17 protein-coding genes are annotated in these 16,633 nt (G+C 39.6%); 1 reads left to right on the plus strand and 16 read right to left on the minus strand.

Going from position 1 to position 16,633, the window contains the following annotated elements:
- Nucleotides 1–29 precede the first annotated feature (29 nt).
- The 16 genes from BFL01S_RS14230 to BFL01S_RS14305 all read right to left on the minus strand — a co-directional run bounded on the left by BFL01S_RS14230 (nt 30) and on the right by BFL01S_RS14305 (nt 15,943).
- On the minus strand, nt 30–665 hold the full coding sequence (locus BFL01S_RS14230) for an FMN-dependent NADH-azoreductase (RefSeq protein WP_061786086.1): 636 nt from the start codon (nt 663–665) through the stop codon (nt 30–32).
- 155 nt (nt 666–820) lie between these two features.
- Nucleotides 821–1,456, minus strand: coding sequence for an FMN-dependent NADH-azoreductase (locus tag BFL01S_RS14235; RefSeq protein ID WP_061786087.1), 636 nt, complete (start codon nt 1,454–1,456; stop codon nt 821–823).
- A 44-nt stretch (nt 1,457–1,500) separates the two neighbouring features.
- Nucleotides 1,501–1,818 carry a winged helix-turn-helix transcriptional regulator gene (locus BFL01S_RS14240; protein ID WP_025907017.1) on the minus strand — a complete coding sequence of 106 codons (318 nt, stop codon included), beginning with the start codon at nt 1,816–1,818 and terminating at the stop codon, nt 1,501–1,503.
- Nucleotides 1,819–1,963: 145 nt separating this feature from the next.
- Complete coding sequence (locus BFL01S_RS14245) at nt 1,964–3,406, minus strand: S41 family peptidase (protein ID WP_025907018.1); 1,443 nt, start codon at nt 3,404–3,406, stop codon at nt 1,964–1,966.
- Between the two features lie 173 nt (nt 3,407–3,579).
- Nucleotides 3,580–4,905, minus strand: coding sequence for a murein hydrolase activator EnvC family protein (locus BFL01S_RS14250; protein ID WP_061786088.1), 1,326 nt, complete (start codon nt 4,903–4,905; stop codon nt 3,580–3,582).
- A gap of 111 nt (nt 4,906–5,016) precedes the next feature.
- Nucleotides 5,017–5,907: a permease-like cell division protein FtsX gene (gene ftsX, locus BFL01S_RS14255; RefSeq protein ID WP_061786089.1), complete on the minus strand. Its 891-nt coding sequence runs from the start codon at nt 5,905–5,907 to the stop codon at nt 5,017–5,019.
- Nucleotides 5,897–6,583: a cell division ATP-binding protein FtsE gene (gene ftsE, locus BFL01S_RS14260; protein WP_061786090.1), complete on the minus strand. Its 687-nt coding sequence runs from the start codon at nt 6,581–6,583 to the stop codon at nt 5,897–5,899. Before ftsE ends, ftsX begins: the two co-directional genes overlap by 11 nt.
- Before the next feature lie 303 nt (nt 6,584–6,886).
- Complete coding sequence (gene cccB / locus BFL01S_RS14265; RefSeq protein WP_025907023.1) at nt 6,887–7,195, minus strand: cytochrome c551; 309 nt, start codon at nt 7,193–7,195, stop codon at nt 6,887–6,889.
- A 68-nt stretch (nt 7,196–7,263) separates the two neighbouring features.
- The gene (locus BFL01S_RS14270) at nt 7,264–8,061 is read right to left on the minus strand and encodes a YitT family protein (protein WP_373688729.1); all 798 of its coding nucleotides are present in this window, start codon (nt 8,059–8,061) and stop codon (nt 7,264–7,266) included.
- A gap of 181 nt (nt 8,062–8,242) precedes the next feature.
- Nucleotides 8,243–9,341, minus strand: a protein-coding gene (gene prfB / locus BFL01S_RS14275; RefSeq protein WP_138116421.1) for a peptide chain release factor 2 whose coding sequence is annotated in 2 segments (ribosomal slippage) — nt 8,243–9,277 and nt 9,279–9,341 — 1,098 coding nt in all. Because the reading frame shifts where the segments join, the coding sequence is not laid out codon by codon here.
- A gap of 131 nt (nt 9,342–9,472) precedes the next feature.
- A complete protein-coding gene (gene secA, locus BFL01S_RS14280) occupies nt 9,473–11,989 on the minus strand; it encodes a preprotein translocase subunit SecA (RefSeq protein ID WP_025907027.1) in 2,517 nt (838 codons plus the stop codon).
- A gap of 232 nt (nt 11,990–12,221) precedes the next feature.
- Nucleotides 12,222–12,779 (minus strand): ribosome hibernation-promoting factor, HPF/YfiA family, encoded by a 558-nt coding sequence (gene hpf / locus BFL01S_RS14285; protein ID WP_061786092.1) that lies wholly within the window; start codon nt 12,777–12,779, stop codon nt 12,222–12,224.
- Nucleotides 12,780–12,987: 208 nt separating this feature from the next.
- A complete protein-coding gene (fliT, locus tag BFL01S_RS14290; RefSeq protein ID WP_025907030.1) occupies nt 12,988–13,338 on the minus strand; it encodes a flagellar protein FliT in 351 nt (116 codons plus the stop codon).
- Entirely contained in the window at nt 13,335–13,733 is a 399-nt protein-coding gene (fliS, locus tag BFL01S_RS14295; RefSeq protein ID WP_025907032.1) for a flagellar export chaperone FliS, read from the minus strand. Before fliS ends, fliT begins: the two co-directional genes overlap by 4 nt.
- A gap of 45 nt (nt 13,734–13,778) precedes the next feature.
- On the minus strand, nt 13,779–15,575 hold the full coding sequence (fliD, locus tag BFL01S_RS14300) for a flagellar filament capping protein FliD (protein ID WP_061786093.1): 1,797 nt from the start codon (nt 15,573–15,575) through the stop codon (nt 13,779–13,781).
- A gap of 14 nt (nt 15,576–15,589) precedes the next feature.
- A complete protein-coding gene (locus tag BFL01S_RS14305) occupies nt 15,590–15,943 on the minus strand; it encodes a flagellar protein FlaG (RefSeq protein WP_061786094.1) in 354 nt (117 codons plus the stop codon).
- Between the two features lie 284 nt (nt 15,944–16,227).
- On the opposite strand from BFL01S_RS14305, the gene BFL01S_RS14310 reads away from it, so the two are divergent.
- Nucleotides 16,228–16,575: a hypothetical protein gene (locus BFL01S_RS14310; RefSeq protein ID WP_061786095.1), complete on the plus strand. Its 348-nt coding sequence runs from the start codon at nt 16,228–16,230 to the stop codon at nt 16,573–16,575.
- Nucleotides 16,576–16,633 lie beyond the last annotated feature (58 nt).

The raw sequence follows: 16,633 nt of genomic DNA on the forward strand, positions 1-16,633 counted from the left end.
TGTCTCAGTCTCTTTTTCTTACTTCTTTATTAAAATTTACGCGCTGCTTCTTTCGCTTTTTCAATGCCGCTTGCTTTAATCTCTTCTGCTTTTGCAGGCATTGCATTATGACCTTCTACAAATAATCCTTCAAATGATGGAACTCCAAAGAAGTTCATCATAATACCAATGTAGCGATGTCCCATCTCCACATCTGCTGCTGGACCTTCTGAATAAATACCGCCGTTTGCTTGGATATGAAATGCTTTTTTATCTGTTAATAACCCAACTGCTCCTTGCTCTGTATAGCGGAATGCTTTTCCTGCTACAGCAACAGAATCTAAGTATGCTTTCATAACAGGTGGGAATGAGAAGTTCCACATTGGATTTACAAATACATATTTATCAGCATTTGCAAATTGATCGCTCAGTTCATTTAAACGAGCAATTTTACGCTGCTGGTCAGCTGATAGCTTATCAAATGCTTCACCTGCTCCTAATTTACCCCATCCACCAAAGATATCTGCATCTAATTGTGGGATATCCTCTTTATAAAGGTCAATGTGTACAACCTCATCGTTTGGATTTTCTTCTTTATATGTGTCAATAAATGCTTTTCCTGCAGCCATACTAAATGAAGTTTGATGGTCATGCGGATGTGCTGTAATATACAATACTTTTGCCATGTTGAATTCGCACCTTTCTTTCACTTTTTAATAACTATGTTACTAATAGTAACTTAGGTAATCTTTTTAGTCAACTATTTTATTCTCATTTAAATGATTACCCTGTTTGTTAGTATGCCTTTTAAACATAAAAAAAAAGACTGGTAAAAGTCTTTTTAAAAAGTTGTAGCAATAGTCAACGCTTCATTCATTGCTTTTTCTTTAATTTCTTGTGCTTTAGTTGGAAACTTCACCTGACCTTCAATAATAATACTTTCAAAGGATTCAATCCCAAAAAAGTCCATCATTACTTCCAAATAGCGATGTCCCATTTCACGGTTCACTTCTGGTCCTTCTGAATAAACATCACCTCGCGCTTGAATATGAAGTGCTTTCTTTCCTTTTAACAAACCTTCAGCGCCTTCTTTTGTATATGTAAACGTCTTGCCTGATACAGCAATTGCGTCAATATAAGCCTTCATAATGGCAGGTACCGAAAAATTCCACATCGGTGTAACAAACACGTATTTATCTGCTAATAAAAATTGTGCACCTAGTTCTGCTAGGCGTCCTACTTTCATTCGTTCATCTGATGATAACTCTTCTAAAGAACCTGTTTCACGCAGCTTCTTCCAACCGTTAAACACATCTTTATCTAGAAATGGTATGTCAGCCGTATATAAGTCTAAATGAACGACTTCATCATTTCGATTTGTTTCTTGATAGGTTTCAATAAATTGCTTACCTACCGCCATGCTTAATGATTCATCTTCACTTAGTGGATGTGCAGTAACATAAAGAACGTTTGCCATCTTTGACATTCCTTTCTGTAGCTAGTCTTCTGCTTCTGTGCTTGTTAGTCTTTGATCCAACTTTCTGCCCATTGCGTAATCGGACCTAAAATTTGCCCTAATTCTTTTCCTTTTTGAGTCAGCGTATATTCTGTGCGAATCGGACGCTCCGGTATAACAGTGCGTAGCACAATACCATGCTCTTCTAACTCTTTAACTCGCTCAGTTAGTAACCTTCTGCTTAAAGCCGGAATCGCCTCATTGAGCTCGCTAAAGCGCTTTGGACCACTCATCAGTACATAAATGATTAATCCTGTCCATTTTTTACCGATTAGTTCAAAGCTCTTCTCTACCTTTGGCTGTAATTCTTTTTGTTCTTCCATATTAGTGAGCTCCTCCTTTATTAATATGGATGAAAAACCAACTTGTTCACTTATTGTAACAGAAAAAGAGAATAAACATGCTCACTATTTCTACAAAAACCCCCTCTCTGCAAGCCTACAGAGAGGGGGTTTTTCTGTTCATTCATTATTCGCTCGCAAGCTTTAGAGCTGTTTCTAATTGACGGTCATCTTCTTTTGACTTGATTTTTTCGAGCAGCTTTGTCTGAAGTAATGCCGCTGTATCTTCGTCAATTTCTCCCGTCACTTTTTGATCATTTGTTTTTTGAAACGCTTTTACAGCCGTTTCTGTTTCTTTACCGAAATATCCATCGGTACGGCCAGGTTCAAACCCTAATCCCTTTAACATTTGCTGTGCATTTTTGATTTGATCATCTGTCATATCAAATTTTAATGTTTTAGTAACTTGAATTGGATTTGTGTAGTAATAGTCAGGCTGTTTTACTTCAACAGTTGGCTTAACTCCTTTTTCATTAATCCAATTGCCATCTGGCGTTAACCATTTGTAGAACGTCAGCTTTAAGTTACTGCCGTCTTCCATTGGCACTGCTTGCTGAACTGTTCCTTTACCATATGATTTTTCACCAACGATGTCATATCCGCCAGCTTCTTTTAATGCACCAGCTAAGATTTCTGAAGCAGATGCACTACCACCATCGATCAGTCCTACAATTGGATAATCTTTTGGTTCTTTTAAAGAAGACTTAACCGTTTGACGATCACCGTCACGCTCTTCAATTTGTACATACGGCTTGTCACCTGTTACAAGTTCTTCTAACATTTTCTCCACGCTTTGGAGATAACCACCCGGATTTCCACGCACATCAAGGACAAGTCCTTCAATATTTTTCTTTTCAAGTTCCTTTAGCTGCTTTTTAAATTCATCTTGGGTAGATTCAGAAAATGACGTAATCTCCATGTAGCCAATTGATTTGTCATTTACTTTCTTCACAGATGAATAAACAGTTTCAATTGGAATTTCATCACGTACCACATCAACTTTCATCATGTCTTTTACACCGGGACGCTGAATATCTAATTTAACTGTTGATCCTTTTTCACCACGAATTTTTAACACAGCATCATAAAGCTCTAATCCTTCAATGCTTTTACCATCAATTTTTAAAATTTGATCGTTGGGCTTTAAACCAGCTTTCTCAGCTGGTGATTCTTTAAATGGTGCTACGATTGTGACTTTACCATCTACCATGCTAACTTCTGCACCAATTCCTTCAAAGGATGAGTCAAGTGATTGTTCAAACTGCTTTGCTGTTTCCTTATTCATATAGGACGAATGGGGATCATCAAGCGTCTGTACCATTCCTTGAATAGCACCTTCTAGTAATTTTTTTTCGTCTACATCCTTATAATATTGGGATGATATAAGGTCATAGGCTTGCTTAATCTTGTCAAATTCACCATTTACATCTACATTATTTGTCCCTGTAGCTGACGAGAGACTTGATAAACCAACGCTTCCAGCGCTTGCATATTGTAATCCAAAATAAGTACCTACTGCTCCAACTACAAGAGAGAGCACCATCAATAATGCCACTATTTTCCGATTCAAGCTCTTTCATCCTCCTCAACCCTGACCCATCTCTTTTTATTATAATAGATAGCCTTGAAACTATGTAATAAAAAGGATGCATGTGTTATTTGTAGCAAAAGGCACCACACAAATCAAGTGTGATGCCTTTTTGTTAAGATTTTATGATAGGCTTGTACAACATATGCACAAAATTAGAAGTTAATATAATTTTCAGGGTTTACAGCAGAGCTGCTTCCTTGCCAGTCTCCTTTGTGAAGTTCAAAGTGCAAGTGTGCACCGAATGAACGACCAGTATTACCCATGTAGCCTAGCTGTTGACCTTTTCCGATTGACTGACCGCTAGACACATTATAACTTTCTAAGTGAGCATAAACAGATACCCAAGTTTGGCCATTGACGTTATGGCGTACAAATACAACATTCCCGAATGATGATGAGTAATACGCTCGAATAACTGTGCCATCCGCTACGGATACAATTGGTACACTACTACCACGTTTTCCAATATCAATTCCGTAATGCATGCGACCAAATTTTTCACGGTAACCATATCGAGATGTGACTGGTCCGTTAGCTGGACGCATGAATGAACCGCTTGTTACAGCTGGTGCTGGTGCAGCTTCTGCTTTTTGAGCTGGCGCTGCGCTTGGTGCCGATTTTGCTGCTGGCTGTGACTGGCTTGCCTTCGCTTCTGCTTCAGCTCTTGCCTTTGCCTCCGCTGCAGCTTTCGCTTTTTCACGCTGCTCTTGTTCCCAAGCTGCCTTTTCACCTTCTGCTGCTTTCTTTTGATCTGCTAGTAGAGCCGCTTCTTCTTCTAAGCCAACAATTTCATCGTTTACTGATTGCTCTTGCGATTGTAACGTAGCAATTAATTTATCTTTTTCATCGACTTGCTTCTCAAGATCTGCTGACAATGTTTCAAGGTCTTTTAGCGCTTTTTCAAGTGATTCTAATTTTGTTTGAACAGCTGTTTCTTTTGTTTGAAGTTCTTTTTTGTCTTGCTCATGTTGAATTAATAACTCACGGTCTGCTTCTACAATTGTAGATACTGCACTAACACGGCTGATAAAGTCACCAAAGTTTTGTGAGCCTAGTAGAACTTGCATGTAATCCACTGAGCCACCGCTTTCCTGTAACGCTACAGCTCGATCTTTTAACAATTCATTTCGCTTTTCAATACGTTCTTTTACTTCTTCAATATCTTTTTTTAATTTTTCAATTTCTTTCTTTGTTTCTGATATTTCAGACTCGCGATTTCGAATTTTCTCGTTTGTCTCACCGATCTTCTCATCTAAACGCTTCATTTCGGCTTCTGTTTTTTTCTGTTGCTCTTGTAAAGATTTAATTTCTTCTTTACCTTCATTAATGTTTTTGTTTACATTTGAACTTTTTTCATTTAAATCGCTAATCTTTTTATCAATGTCTCCGTTTGCATAAGCGATATTCCCCGAACTTAACCATACACCGCTTAGCCCGACAAAAGCCGCTGCTGTAACCGTTAATACTTTGCGTTTCATTTGTCTGTTCTCCTCATTTGTACGTGTTTTTTTATGTGCTTATCATCTTTATATGTAAGAAGACAAATCTAACGTTTAGGCTAGATTTGTCGTGGTACTGAATAATATAACTTATTTTTTTAAGAATTTTCGAACTGATAGCATACTTCCCCAAACGCCGATAAATCCACCGACTACAGCAAGTAATAGCGCAATTTGAAGCGTGAATGGGAACGTTGGTAAAAGCTCAAAATATCCGTTGAATTTTGGCTCAGATTGGTTGAATACAAACGTGTATACACCAATTAAGACACCGATTGGTACAACTGAACCTAATAATCCAAGCAGCAAGCCTTCAATGAAGAATGGCCAGCGAATAAATAGGTTTGTTGCTCCTACTAATCTCATAATCTCAATTTCTTCACGACGAGCAACGATGGTAATCTTAATTGTATTAGAAATTAAGAACATTGCTGTGAAAAGCAAACCGATAATTAAAGCAATTCCAATGTTACGGGCAACTTCTAGGACGTTAAACAGTTTTTCAACTTCACCTTGTCCGTATTGCACATTTGTAACATTCGAGTATTTTTCAACTTCTGTAGCAACCTTAGCTACATCGTTTGGTGTTTTTGTTTTGACAATAAATACGTCATTTAATGGGTTTTGCTGTTCAAAAGGCTCAAATGCTTTCCCTTCTTCACCCATACTATCAATTAAGCTCTTGAGCTCTTTGTCTTTAGAAGAAAATGACACCGTATCAACACGGCTAATTGCTTTTAACTTCTCTTCAATAGCCGACTGCTCTTCATCTGTAGCTGCTGGATCGACGTGTACTCGAATTTCAACGTCGTTTTCAATTAACTTGGCTACGTGATTTAGGTTAAGCATAAGCGTTAAAAAGACACCAACTAGTAGTAGGGTAACTGTTACCGCACTAGCTGATGCAAAAGTCATCCACCCGTTTCGACTAAGACTTTTTGCTCCTTCTCGTAAGTGGCGACCGAATGTTCTAGCCTTCATATCCGTAATCACCTCTTACTTCGTCACGCACAACTTTTCCATTTTCAATAGCAATTACTCGTTTACGAATTGCATTTACAATTTCACGATTGTGAGTTGCCATTAAAATCGTTGTGCCACTTTTATTAATTTCTTCAAAAATGTCCATGATCTCCCAAGAAGTTTCAGGGTCTAGGTTCCCTGTCGGCTCATCTGCAATGACCACTTTTGGTTTATTTACAATAGAACGCGCGATTGATACACGCTGCTGCTCTCCACCAGATAGTTCATCGGGGAACGCTCGCATTTTATTTTTCAGCTTTACAAGATCAAGCACTTCCATTACGCGCTTTTTAATTTCCTCTGGGTGCTGCTCAATCACTTCTAAAGCAAACGCCACATTTTCATATACCGTTAGCTTTGGTAGAAGCTTAAAGTCTTGGAAGACTACCCCAATATTACGACGGAAAATTGGTACCTTGTGACTTTTAATTTTGGCTACGTTTGAGCCATTGACAATGATATCGCCCGTAGAAGGTTTCTCCTCGCGATACATCATTTTAATAAATGTAGATTTACCCGCTCCGCTTGGTCCTACGATATAAGCAAACTCACCTTGATTAATCTTGATGCTAATCCCATTGATTGCTTTCACACCGTTCGGATACGTTTTATAAACATTTTGCATTTCAATCATCAGTTATCACCTAATCAAGTGTGTTATTTTCATTCCCCGTCTTTCGACAAAGAATTACAAAAAAATCAAAAAAAAACGACTCATTTCAGTTGCTTTCTCATTATAACATCACTTTTCGAGAATTTAAGCCCTAAAAATATTACATTTTTATTTCAAATATGACATTAGTCGGATTCATACACCTTCCTATATCCCCCTAAAAAGGAGTCTGCTCTCAAAGAAATTTAGAAAAACAGCAGGACTATCCTCGTCTATATTTTGTAAAAAAATAAAACGAGAAGCTTTTTTGCTCCTCGTTTTGCATCATTTCTTTTCGGCTAACCACTCGGCAATTTTGCTCGCTTCCTCTTCGTTCACCAAGCCTTTTGGCATGCTTCCTTTTCCATTATTGATAATGTCTTCAATTTCTTCTTGTGAATATTTCGCACCAGTCTTCTCAAGGTTTGGTCCTCTTGCACCTTCAAGGTTTTGGCCATGACAGCCCGAACAGTTTTGTTGGTAAAGCTCTTCCCCACTTGCTTCAGAAGCTGTTTCAGAAGACTCATTCCCTCCACCGCACGCTGCCAATGTAAAAGATGCTCCTGCAATGATTGCTAATGCTAATTTCTTCATGGCTATTCCTCCTCATTCCATAATAAAATTAACCATTTTGTGAAGTTTTTCACTCTATTATAACCTACTTATGAACGTTTAAAACCCTCTCCTAGTACCTCTGAAGCGTCTGCAACAATGACAAATGCAGATGGGTCAATTGCTTTAACCGTTTGTTTCAATTTTGTGAATTCTGTTTGTTCAACTACAACCATTAAAATTGGTCGCTCTTCATCCGTATACCCCCCGTAGGCTGACAAACGCGTCACCCCCCGGTCAATTGTATGTAAAATTTCGTGGCGCACTTCTTTTTCTTTATTGGTAATGATGAGCGCCATTTTTGAGCGCCCGACGCCTACTTGGACAAGGTCAATGGTTTTACTTGTGACATAAAGGCCGATTAGCGCATATAGCCCTCGTTCTAGATCAAATACGAAAGCAGCCGCAATCACAATGAGCCCATCAATTAAAGCTACACAAATACCGAGCGATAACGATGTATACTTATGAATAATTTGCGCAGCTAAATCCGTGCCTCCAGTGGATGCGTGTCCTCGAAACACCAGACCTAACCCAACACCCACACCAATTCCACCAAACAACGCTCCAAGAAGCGGATCAGTTGTAGCTGGCTCAATATCGCTTGTTAATAAGACAACAAACGGTAAAAAAACCGTACCAATTAAGGTTTTGGCTCCAAATTGCCAACCAAGTAGCAACGCTCCTAAAAGAAAAAGCGGTACGTTAAAAGCCCACTGAACATAGGCTGGAGACCAATTAAATAATGCATTTAAAATTGTGCTGATACCGCTTACACCACCAGATGCAATACGGTTAGGAAGTAGGAATATATTAAAGGCTATCGCGACGATACTTGCTCCAACCATGACATAAACAATTTGCAGCAGTCGGTCGGATACAGAAAATACGTCTCGTTTCAATCTTTTCATGATAGTCACCTCAGTTAACGACTTTTACCATAGCGTATGTAACTTTTAAGCAACTCATGCTGTCAGAAAAAAACCCTGGTTCCACGCTTGCGCGAAAATCCAGGGGTAGCTATCACTCTTAAATATGTGAACGTAAGTAGGCATCAATAAATAAATCAATGTCTCCGTCCATTACGCTTTGTGTATTTCCGATTTCAGTATTTGTACGGTGGTCTTTTACAAGAGAATATGGGTGGAATACATAAGAACGAATCTGACTTCCCCAACCGATATCCTTTTGCTCACCGCGAATTTCGGCTAGCTGTTCCTGCTGCTTTTCAATCTCTAGCTGATAAAGCTTCGATTTTAACATTTTCATCGCTTGCTCACGGTTTTTGATCTGTGAACGCTCTGTTTGACAAGAAACAACTACGTTAGTTGGTAGATGGGTAATACGAACAGCTGAATCGGTCGTATTAATATGCTGACCACCCGCACCACTTGCACGGTACGTATCTACTTTTAAATCCTCTGTACGAATATCAATATTGATTTCATCGTTAAACTCAGGCATGACGTCACATGATACGAACGATGTATGACGACGACCAGATGAATCAAACGGCGAAATACGTACAAGACGGTGTACGCCCTTTTCTGCTTTTAAATAGCCATATGCATTATGACCTTTAATTAGTAACGTAACGCTCTTAATTCCAGCTTCGTCTCCAGGAAGATAGTCTAACGTCTCAACCTTAAAGCCTTTTTTCTCTGCCCAGCGCGTGTACATACGCAGTAGCATTGAGCCCCAGTCTTGAGATTCCGTTCCGCCTGCACCCGGGTGAAGCTCTAGAATGGCGTTGTTCTTATCGTAAGGCTCACTTAATAAGAGCTGTAGCTCAAATTCATTCATACCTGACGTTAACTGTTTTAATTCGTCAACTAGCTCGGTAGCTAAATCTTCATCGTATTCTTCTTTTACAAGCTCATACGATACTTGTAAATTTTCATACGTTTCATCTAAGTGATTAAACTGATTTACAGCATCCTTTAAGCCGTTTGCTTCATTGATAACTGTTTGTGCTGCTTGCTGATCATCCCAAAAGCTTGGATCAGCCATTCTTTCATCTAGCTCATCGATACGAGCTTGCTTGTTATCGAGGTCAAAGAGACCCCCTAAAGTCCGCTAATCGCTTAGCTGTTTTCTCTAACTCTTGCTTAATTTCTACTAAATCCATCGTTCAAACACCTCTATCTTATTTTTGACACACAGGAAGGAAATGGGGGCTGCCCATTTCCTTCCTGACGGTTGCTATCTGTATGTGATTGTAACACAGTTTGTCGCTAAACCAATAATGCTTCCTTACTTTTATGCTTCTTTTCCGCAGCAGTTTTTATACTTCTTACCGCTTCCGCAAATGCATGTATCGTTACGACCTACATCAACTGCGTTGACTTTTGGCTTTTTTTTCGCAGGTGCATCCCCTTCTTTTGGATGCACAGCAGCTTGTCCTTTCGCTACTTCTTGACGTTCAAGGTTGTTGTTAATCTCTGCTTTCATCATATACTTCGTCACTTCTTCTTCAATTGTGGCAATCATGTTTTCAAACATCGCAAAGCCTTCCATTTGATACTCGCGAAGTGGGTCTGTTTGACCGTATGCACGAAGGTGAATACCTTGACGTAACTGATCCATCGCATCGATATGGTCCATCCATTTTGAATCAACCGCGCGAAGAACAACAACTTTTTCAAACTCACGCATTTGTTCTGGCTCAAGCTGGTCTTCTTTTTCGTTGTAGCGCGCTTTTGCATAATCAACAAGCATTTCTACAATTTCTTCAGGCTCTTTACGGCGCAACATTTCTTCCGTGATTTGCCCTTCATCTAGAATATTAGCATTTACATAATCAACAATACCTTGTAAATTCCAATCTTCTTCTAACTCATCGCTTGGCGTGTACGTAGCGACAACTCTTTCAACCGTTGATTGGATCATGCGCTCTACAATATCACGCAGATTTTCTGAATCCAACACTTCAAAGCGCTGCTTGTAGATTACTTCACGCTGCTGACGTAATACATCATCATATTGAAGCAATTGTTTACGCGCATCGAAGTTGTTACCTTCTACTCGTTTTTGCGCAGATTCAACGGCTCTTGTCACGATTTTACTTTGAATTGGCTGTGAATCGTCCATACCAAGGCGATCCATCATGGACATCATGTTATCAGAGCCAAAGCGACGCATCAGCTCATCTTCCATTGAAAGATAAAATTGAGAAACCCCCGGGTCTCCTTGACGACCAGCACGACCACGCAGCTGGTTATCGATACGGCGTGATTCATGACGTTCTGTACCGATTACGGCTAAACCGCCTGCTTCAATAACACCTTCGCCTAACTTAATATCTGTTCCACGTCCAGCCATGTTTGTTGCGATTGTCACCGCGCCTTTTTGACCAGCGTTTTCGATAATATCAGCTTCACGCTCATGCTGCTTTGCATTTAAAACGTGGTGCTTGATACCTTTTTTCTTTAATAATGAAGACAATAGTTCAGACGTTTCAATCGCTACTGTACCAACAAGCACAGGCTGTCCATTCGCATGGCGCTCAGCGATATCTTCGACAACGGCTTTGAACTTGCCTTCCATCGTTTTATAAATTAAGTCTGCTTTGTCATCACGAGCAATGTCTTTATTCGTTGGAATTACAACTACCTGCATATTATAGATGTTTCGGAATTCTTCTTCTTCCGTTTTCGCTGTCCCCGTCATACCCGCTAGCTTTTCATACATACGGAAGTAGTTTTGAAACGTGATTGTTGCAAGCGTCATGCTTTCGTTTTGAATGTCGACATTTTCTTTTGCTTCAATTGCTTGGTGAAGCCCATCGCTAAAGCGACGACCTTTCATTAAACGACCTGTAAACTGATCGACGATTACGACTTTCCCGTCTTCTACCACATAGTCAACGTCATTTTGCATCGTTACGTGTGCTTTTAACGCTTGGTTAATATGGTGGTTTAAGGCTACATGCGAGATATCGAACAGGTTTTCAATACCAAACGCTTTTTCAGCCTTAGACATTCCGTCCTCAGTTAACTGAACACTTTTGGTCTTCACATCAAACGTATAGTCCGTTTCTTTATCAAGCGTGCGAACGAATGCATTAGCTTGAATATAAAGAGCCGTTGACTTTTGAGCAGTTCCAGAGATAATCAACGGTGTACGCGCTTCGTCAATCAAAATGGAGTCAACTTCATCGATTACAGCAAAATGAAGGGGACGTTGTACCATTTGTTCTTTATAAAGCACCATGTTATCACGTAAATAATCGAATCCTAGTTCGTTATTTGTTGTATACGTAATGTCAGCAGCGTACGCTTCCTGCTTTTCATCCTTTGTTAAGCTGTTTAAATTCAAGCCAACCGTTAAGCCTAAAAACTCATAAAGACGCCCCATTTCAGTTGCATCACGGCTCGCTAAATATTCATTGACCGTTACAACGTGCACGCCTTTTCCAGTAATGGCATTTAAATAAACAGGCATAGTTGCAGTTAACGTTTTACCTTCCCCTGTTTTCATCTCAGAGATATTCCCCTCATGTAAGGAGATACCACCCATTAGCTGCACTTTATAAGGATACATGCCTAACACACGCTTTGCCGCTTCACGTACAACTGCAAAAGCTTCTGTCAGCATATCGTCTACAGATTCACCATTTTGATAACGTTCTTTAAAGTCTACTGTTTTCTCACGAAGCTGATCATCTGTCAGCGATGCCATATCAGGACCCAACGCATCAATCTGTTCAGCCATTCGTTCTAAACGACCGATTTGGCGTTGATTTCCGTCAAACACTTTTTTAAATAATCCAAGCATATTAAACGCTCCTCTATTTATAATCAATACATCTTGTACTTGTTATTTCCTTATTATAAAACATTCTGAATAAAATTGTAACATCGGGGCTAGACAAGTAGCAACTTATACCCATTATTACTCAACTGATGATTTGATAAATACTGCCTAGAACGAACAGGATAAGCAACGTAAACTAAACATCATTAAAAAAGACAGCGAGTAAAGCTCGCTGCCTTAGAAGTTACTATATTTAGTTTGGCTCAATCAGGCCATATCGCCCATCTTTTCGACGATAAACGACATTAGTTGTATTTGTGTCGGCATTTGTGAAGACAAAGAAGCTATGACCAAGCATATTCATCTGTAAAATTGCTTCTTCACTATCCATTGGTTTTAAGTTAAATCGTTTTGTACGGACAAGCTCTAGCTCTTCTTCATCCGTTTCAGCTGCAACGGCAACGCTTGGGTCACCTTCTAACGCAGCGAATAGGTATTTTTCAGCACCTTTTTCACGCATTTTACGGTTCACTTTCGTTTTATGCTTGCGAATTTGGCGCTCAAGTTTATCAAGGACAAGGTCGACTGCGGCATATAAATCTGTATGCGTCTCTTCAGCACGTAATACAAGATCAGTCATTGGAATTGTAACTTCTATTTTTTGGTCGTTGTTGTATACTTTTAAGTTTACATTTACATCAGCATTAGGTGTACCATCGAAATAGCGCTCTAACTTGCTGAGCTTTTTCTCTACATATTCCCTGATTGCTGGAGTTACCTCAATGTTTTCGCCACGAATGTTGTATATCATATTCGAACTCCTCCTTTAATCATTGCTATACCTCTATATTTCTACAATACCCGACACTTTCCCTTCCTAAACCTATATTTTTTTTGAAAATTCAGCGAATAAATTTTCAAATTTAAGAAAGTGTATGTTAGAACTAAAAAAAAAAGACTTTCTTCTAAAGAGAAGTCTTAAGAGAAGTCTTTTTTTTTCGAATTTTTACGTCTTCTATTCAGTTTCGCTTATCGTAAAAACTCCCATCGAATGTTTCATTTCCATACGGGTTAACATAACGATTAACATGCTGTTTTTTGGCCTTTGTTTTTTGAAGGTCCTCTTCAACACTTTTTTTCCATTTTAACAATGTTGAATCAATGATGGCATTCATGCTAACGATGATGTTCCCTCTCGAATCATTCTTGCTTTCTTTCGACTGAACAAGCTCGTCAATATATTGACTGCGCTCTTGAAGCAAGCCTTCCACTTTCGCAATCATATTCTCACGTTCTTCTGCAAGAAGCGGCTTTTGGACAAGGCCATAGAGCTCAGCCGTCAGTTCATATACGGAGTCGAGAGGCGTCACGCTTGTCCACCTGAACCATGGGTTTGCTTACGATTCATTTGAATAACCTGCTTCCACGTATCGCGAAACTCAACGGCATATCCCTCTACTTCGTCGAGGAGTTCTACGCGATTTTGAACATTGGCTTCAATTAAGCGCTGATTCATATAGTCATACATCGCCATCATTTCTTTTCCAACAGCAGCGCTTGTATCTAAAGTAACCATTAGCTCTTGAATAATCTTTTGTGCTTTAAGTAAGTTTTCGTTTTTCGCTTCAATATTGTGTTGTTCAAACCCAATACGGGCCATTTTAATAAATTTAATGCATCCGTTGTAAAGCATCAGCGTAAGTTCACCAGGTGAAGCGGTTTGAACTGCCCCTTGCTGATACGCTTGATAAGGATTTGCTGCCATTTCCTTCACTCCTTCTCGTACTCTTTCTTCATTGTATTGCTATGTTTAAGCGAAATATTGCGATAGCTGCATGCTTTGTGCGTTTGAGTTTTGAATAGCTTTTTCCATTGCTGTAAATTGGCGCCAATAGCGGTCTTCTACCTGCACAAGACGACTTTCAAATCGACTAATTTGATCATCCATGTCACGTAAATTACGACCGAGCACAAACTGCGTATTCGTCCACGTTGAGCGGCCTGCACGCTGCTCAATTTTAGATACCGTATCCGCAACGGATTCACGAAGTCTGCGGACAATCCCTTTTTCACTTGTCGTTTCGCCATTTTTTGAAAATAAATCCATCACGGACTGCGGATCTTTCTCAAGTGCTTCTTTTAACTTTGTCTCGTTAATAACAAGCTTTCCACGGTCCATATAGTTCGTACTAGTCGTAATTCCAATATCCGTTAGCTGCTTGAATTCACCGGTGATGCCTGAAACAGCTGAATACCAGTTAGAACGCATTTGATTTAGTCCACTTGAAAGAATTGAATCGTTTTTTAACAATCCGCTCTTGGCTTTTTCTTCCCACTGCTCCGCTTGTTTATCTGTTAAGCTTTCACGCTGAGCATCGGTCAAAGGACTGTAATCGCGGTAACGCTCTTCCGTAGTTTTACCATTGAGTGTAGCGATGAGTTCATTGTACTTCGTCACAAAATCTTTAATCGATTCAACCGCTTTATCTGTGTTGTTGCTAACATTTACGCGCACAGGGGCCGTAAAGTTATCTTGAAGCGTAAAGCTCACGCCGCTGACTGTGAACGTATTGGACTTTCTCGTTGTTTGTAAGCCGTTGATTTCAAACGTTGCGTCAGTTCCGCTTTGTTCATTCGTTTGATCCAACTTTAGCGTCTGCGTTAAAAAAGTACCTTCCAATTTCATTTGTGGCCCCGTACCGCTTGCATCTGTTAAACTCCCGGTATCTTTACGCGTGAACATAATTTTATCTGTGCCCGAATCGTAAAATGCAGAAATCCCGACCTTGGAATTGTTAATCGTAGAAATAACGTCATTTAATGACTTCGTACCATCAAACTCGAAGTTCATTTTCCCATTCTTTTGATCATCTTCAATCGCTTTTCCATTTTCATCATAGGTTGTAATGGCAAATGATACGTAGTTTTGTTCATAATCAAACCCTTGTACCGTGCTATCTTTTACAAGTTGCGTACCAAACGTCATTTCACCGGTTGCTGGATCGACAAATACCTGGTCTGTTCCTAACCCTGTCGCGTTGTCTGTGCGCACGCTATAAGACGTTTCATTTCCATCTTTATCTTTTACAACAATTTGTCCTGGTAAGGTTGAAGCTTCAATTGCTCCTTTTCCTAACGAAACCTTCGTCGTGTCACTGGCTACCGTAATCGCGCTTTGATTGATCGTTTTAGTCTGCCACGTTAGCCCACCTGAAAACGCACTTTGCTGAGACCATAAGCTTTTTGATGGATCAATTTTTGTTGTTCCTGAAACTGCCCCGCTAATATTTTTAGCAGCCGTCGCCATCGTTACGTTTGATAATGTATACGACGCGTTACCTGCTGACGTTGTTGCAGTAGCCGTTACTTTCGATTCATCTGCTGAAGATGAGCTTTTCACCATATATGTTGACTGGAGCGTCATGTTAAAAGCCGAATCACGAAATTCCGTTAGCAATCGGTTCATTTCGCGATACTGGTCACGCTGCCATTCTGTTGTTTGCTTTTTTTGCTTTATTTTATCCAGCGGCATACGCTCCGCTTTCATTAAATCACTTACGATTTGGTCAATATCCATTCCACTTGCTAATCCACCAATACGAACCATTCTTTCACCGCCAATTACATTTTTTGATCAAAGATTAATCCCGTCAGCCGCTCCATCTCGGCATGCATATCTAAAAGCTTTTCGGGAGGTACCTCTCGAATCACCTCATTCGTATCCGCATTTACAACCTGAGCGAAATACGTATGAGACTTTTCATGAAGTTGAAAACGTACCGAAACAAACGTAGGTGCGAGCTTTTGATTAATCTCTTCCACCGCTTTTTCAAGCTGTGCAATGATTACTTCATTACTGCTTTTCGGCGCTTTTGACTCTGTTTCTAGCTGATTTTTTTCTTTTGATTGCTGAACGCTGGCATAGCTTAACACACTTGAATGAAGCGTTTTAGCTGAAATTGATGTCCCCTCCATCACAGCCACCCCTTAAAAAACACTCTTTTTTATTGTTATCGGAAACATTTATTTATTGTTTATAGGTAGTTCGCAGTACTTTTCCTCTTTAAAAACATGATTTCACATGAGATAAGGCTTGCTTTCTTAACAGGGATGAAGGTCACGAGCGCTACCTTTGTTATCCATTAATCTGTTTTATTTTCCTATTTCTTTAAATCTAGGCCTTTATTGGGGGCTTTTCGTGCTACAATGCTGTTAAAATTCCACATTGCCAAGATCCTCTATAAAGGAGCTACTCAGCCATGAAAAAAACGATCATTCCTTTTCTACTTGCCGGGATGCTCACAGCCTTTGCCGTTATTCATACAAACGAAAAATCAATTAAAGAAACCGACTCGTATTCTACCATTCAAGCAAAAATCGAAACCTATGCAAAAAAAGAAGAACCAAGCTTGTCCATTCAAGAAATACAAAAAGACGAAACCATCAACGGAGAAAAGCGCATCATTTTGTTCACCACAACCGATAAGCAAATTGGCTGTGCCATTCTGCAAAAAAACTACTTGAACCGCTATCAGATTGAATACATCTCTACCCAAGAACCCGCTCAAATCGAAGACAAATCGGCTTTATCGTCTATTTATGCATAAGCAAGAGTTTGGGATATAACAAACTGACTGCTTCTAAGAGACAAACAATAGCCGCTCC

The sequence above is a fragment of the Priestia flexa NBRC 15715 genome, from assembly GCF_001591565.1.
GTDB lineage: Bacteria > Bacillota > Bacilli > Bacillales > Bacillaceae_H > Priestia > Priestia flexa.

Excerpts from the sequence above, each read along its gene's own strand:
- BFL01S_RS14250 (WP_061786088.1), bottom strand. The coding sequence starts at position 4,905 with ATGAAACGCAAAGTATTAACGGTTACAGCAGCGGCTTTTGTCGGGCTA.
- cccB (WP_025907023.1), bottom strand. The coding sequence starts at position 7,195 with ATGAAGAAATTAGCATTAGCAATCATTGCAGGAGCATCTTTTACATTG.
- BFL01S_RS14230 (WP_061786086.1), bottom strand. The coding sequence starts at position 665 with ATGGCAAAAGTATTGTATATTACAGCACATCCGCATGACCATCAAACT.
- BFL01S_RS14235 (WP_061786087.1), bottom strand. The coding sequence starts at position 1,456 with ATGGCAAACGTTCTTTATGTTACTGCACATCCACTAAGTGAAGATGAA.
- ftsX (WP_061786089.1), bottom strand. The coding sequence starts at position 5,907 with ATGAAGGCTAGAACATTCGGTCGCCACTTACGAGAAGGAGCAAAAAGT.
- hpf (WP_061786092.1), bottom strand. The coding sequence starts at position 12,779 with ATGATATACAACATTCGTGGCGAAAACATTGAGGTAACTCCAGCAATC.
- BFL01S_RS14305 (WP_061786094.1), bottom strand. The coding sequence starts at position 15,943 with ATGGAGGGGACATCAATTTCAGCTAAAACGCTTCATTCAAGTGTGTTA.
- BFL01S_RS14240 (WP_025907017.1), bottom strand. The coding sequence starts at position 1,818 with ATGGAAGAACAAAAAGAATTACAGCCAAAGGTAGAGAAGAGCTTTGAA.
- ftsE (WP_061786090.1), bottom strand. The coding sequence starts at position 6,583 with ATGATTGAAATGCAAAATGTTTATAAAACGTATCCGAACGGTGTGAAA.
- fliS (WP_025907032.1), bottom strand. The coding sequence starts at position 13,733 with ATGGCAGCAAATCCTTATCAAGCGTATCAGCAAGGGGCAGTTCAAACC.
- BFL01S_RS14310 (WP_061786095.1), top strand. The coding sequence starts at position 16,228 with ATGAAAAAAACGATCATTCCTTTTCTACTTGCCGGGATGCTCACAGCC.
- secA (WP_025907027.1), bottom strand. The coding sequence starts at position 11,989 with ATGCTTGGATTATTTAAAAAAGTGTTTGACGGAAATCAACGCCAAATC.
- fliD (WP_061786093.1), bottom strand. The coding sequence starts at position 15,575 with ATGGTTCGTATTGGTGGATTAGCAAGTGGAATGGATATTGACCAAATC.
- BFL01S_RS14270 (WP_373688729.1), bottom strand. The coding sequence starts at position 8,061 with ATGGTTGGAGCAAGTATCGTCGCGATAGCCTTTAATATATTCCTACTT.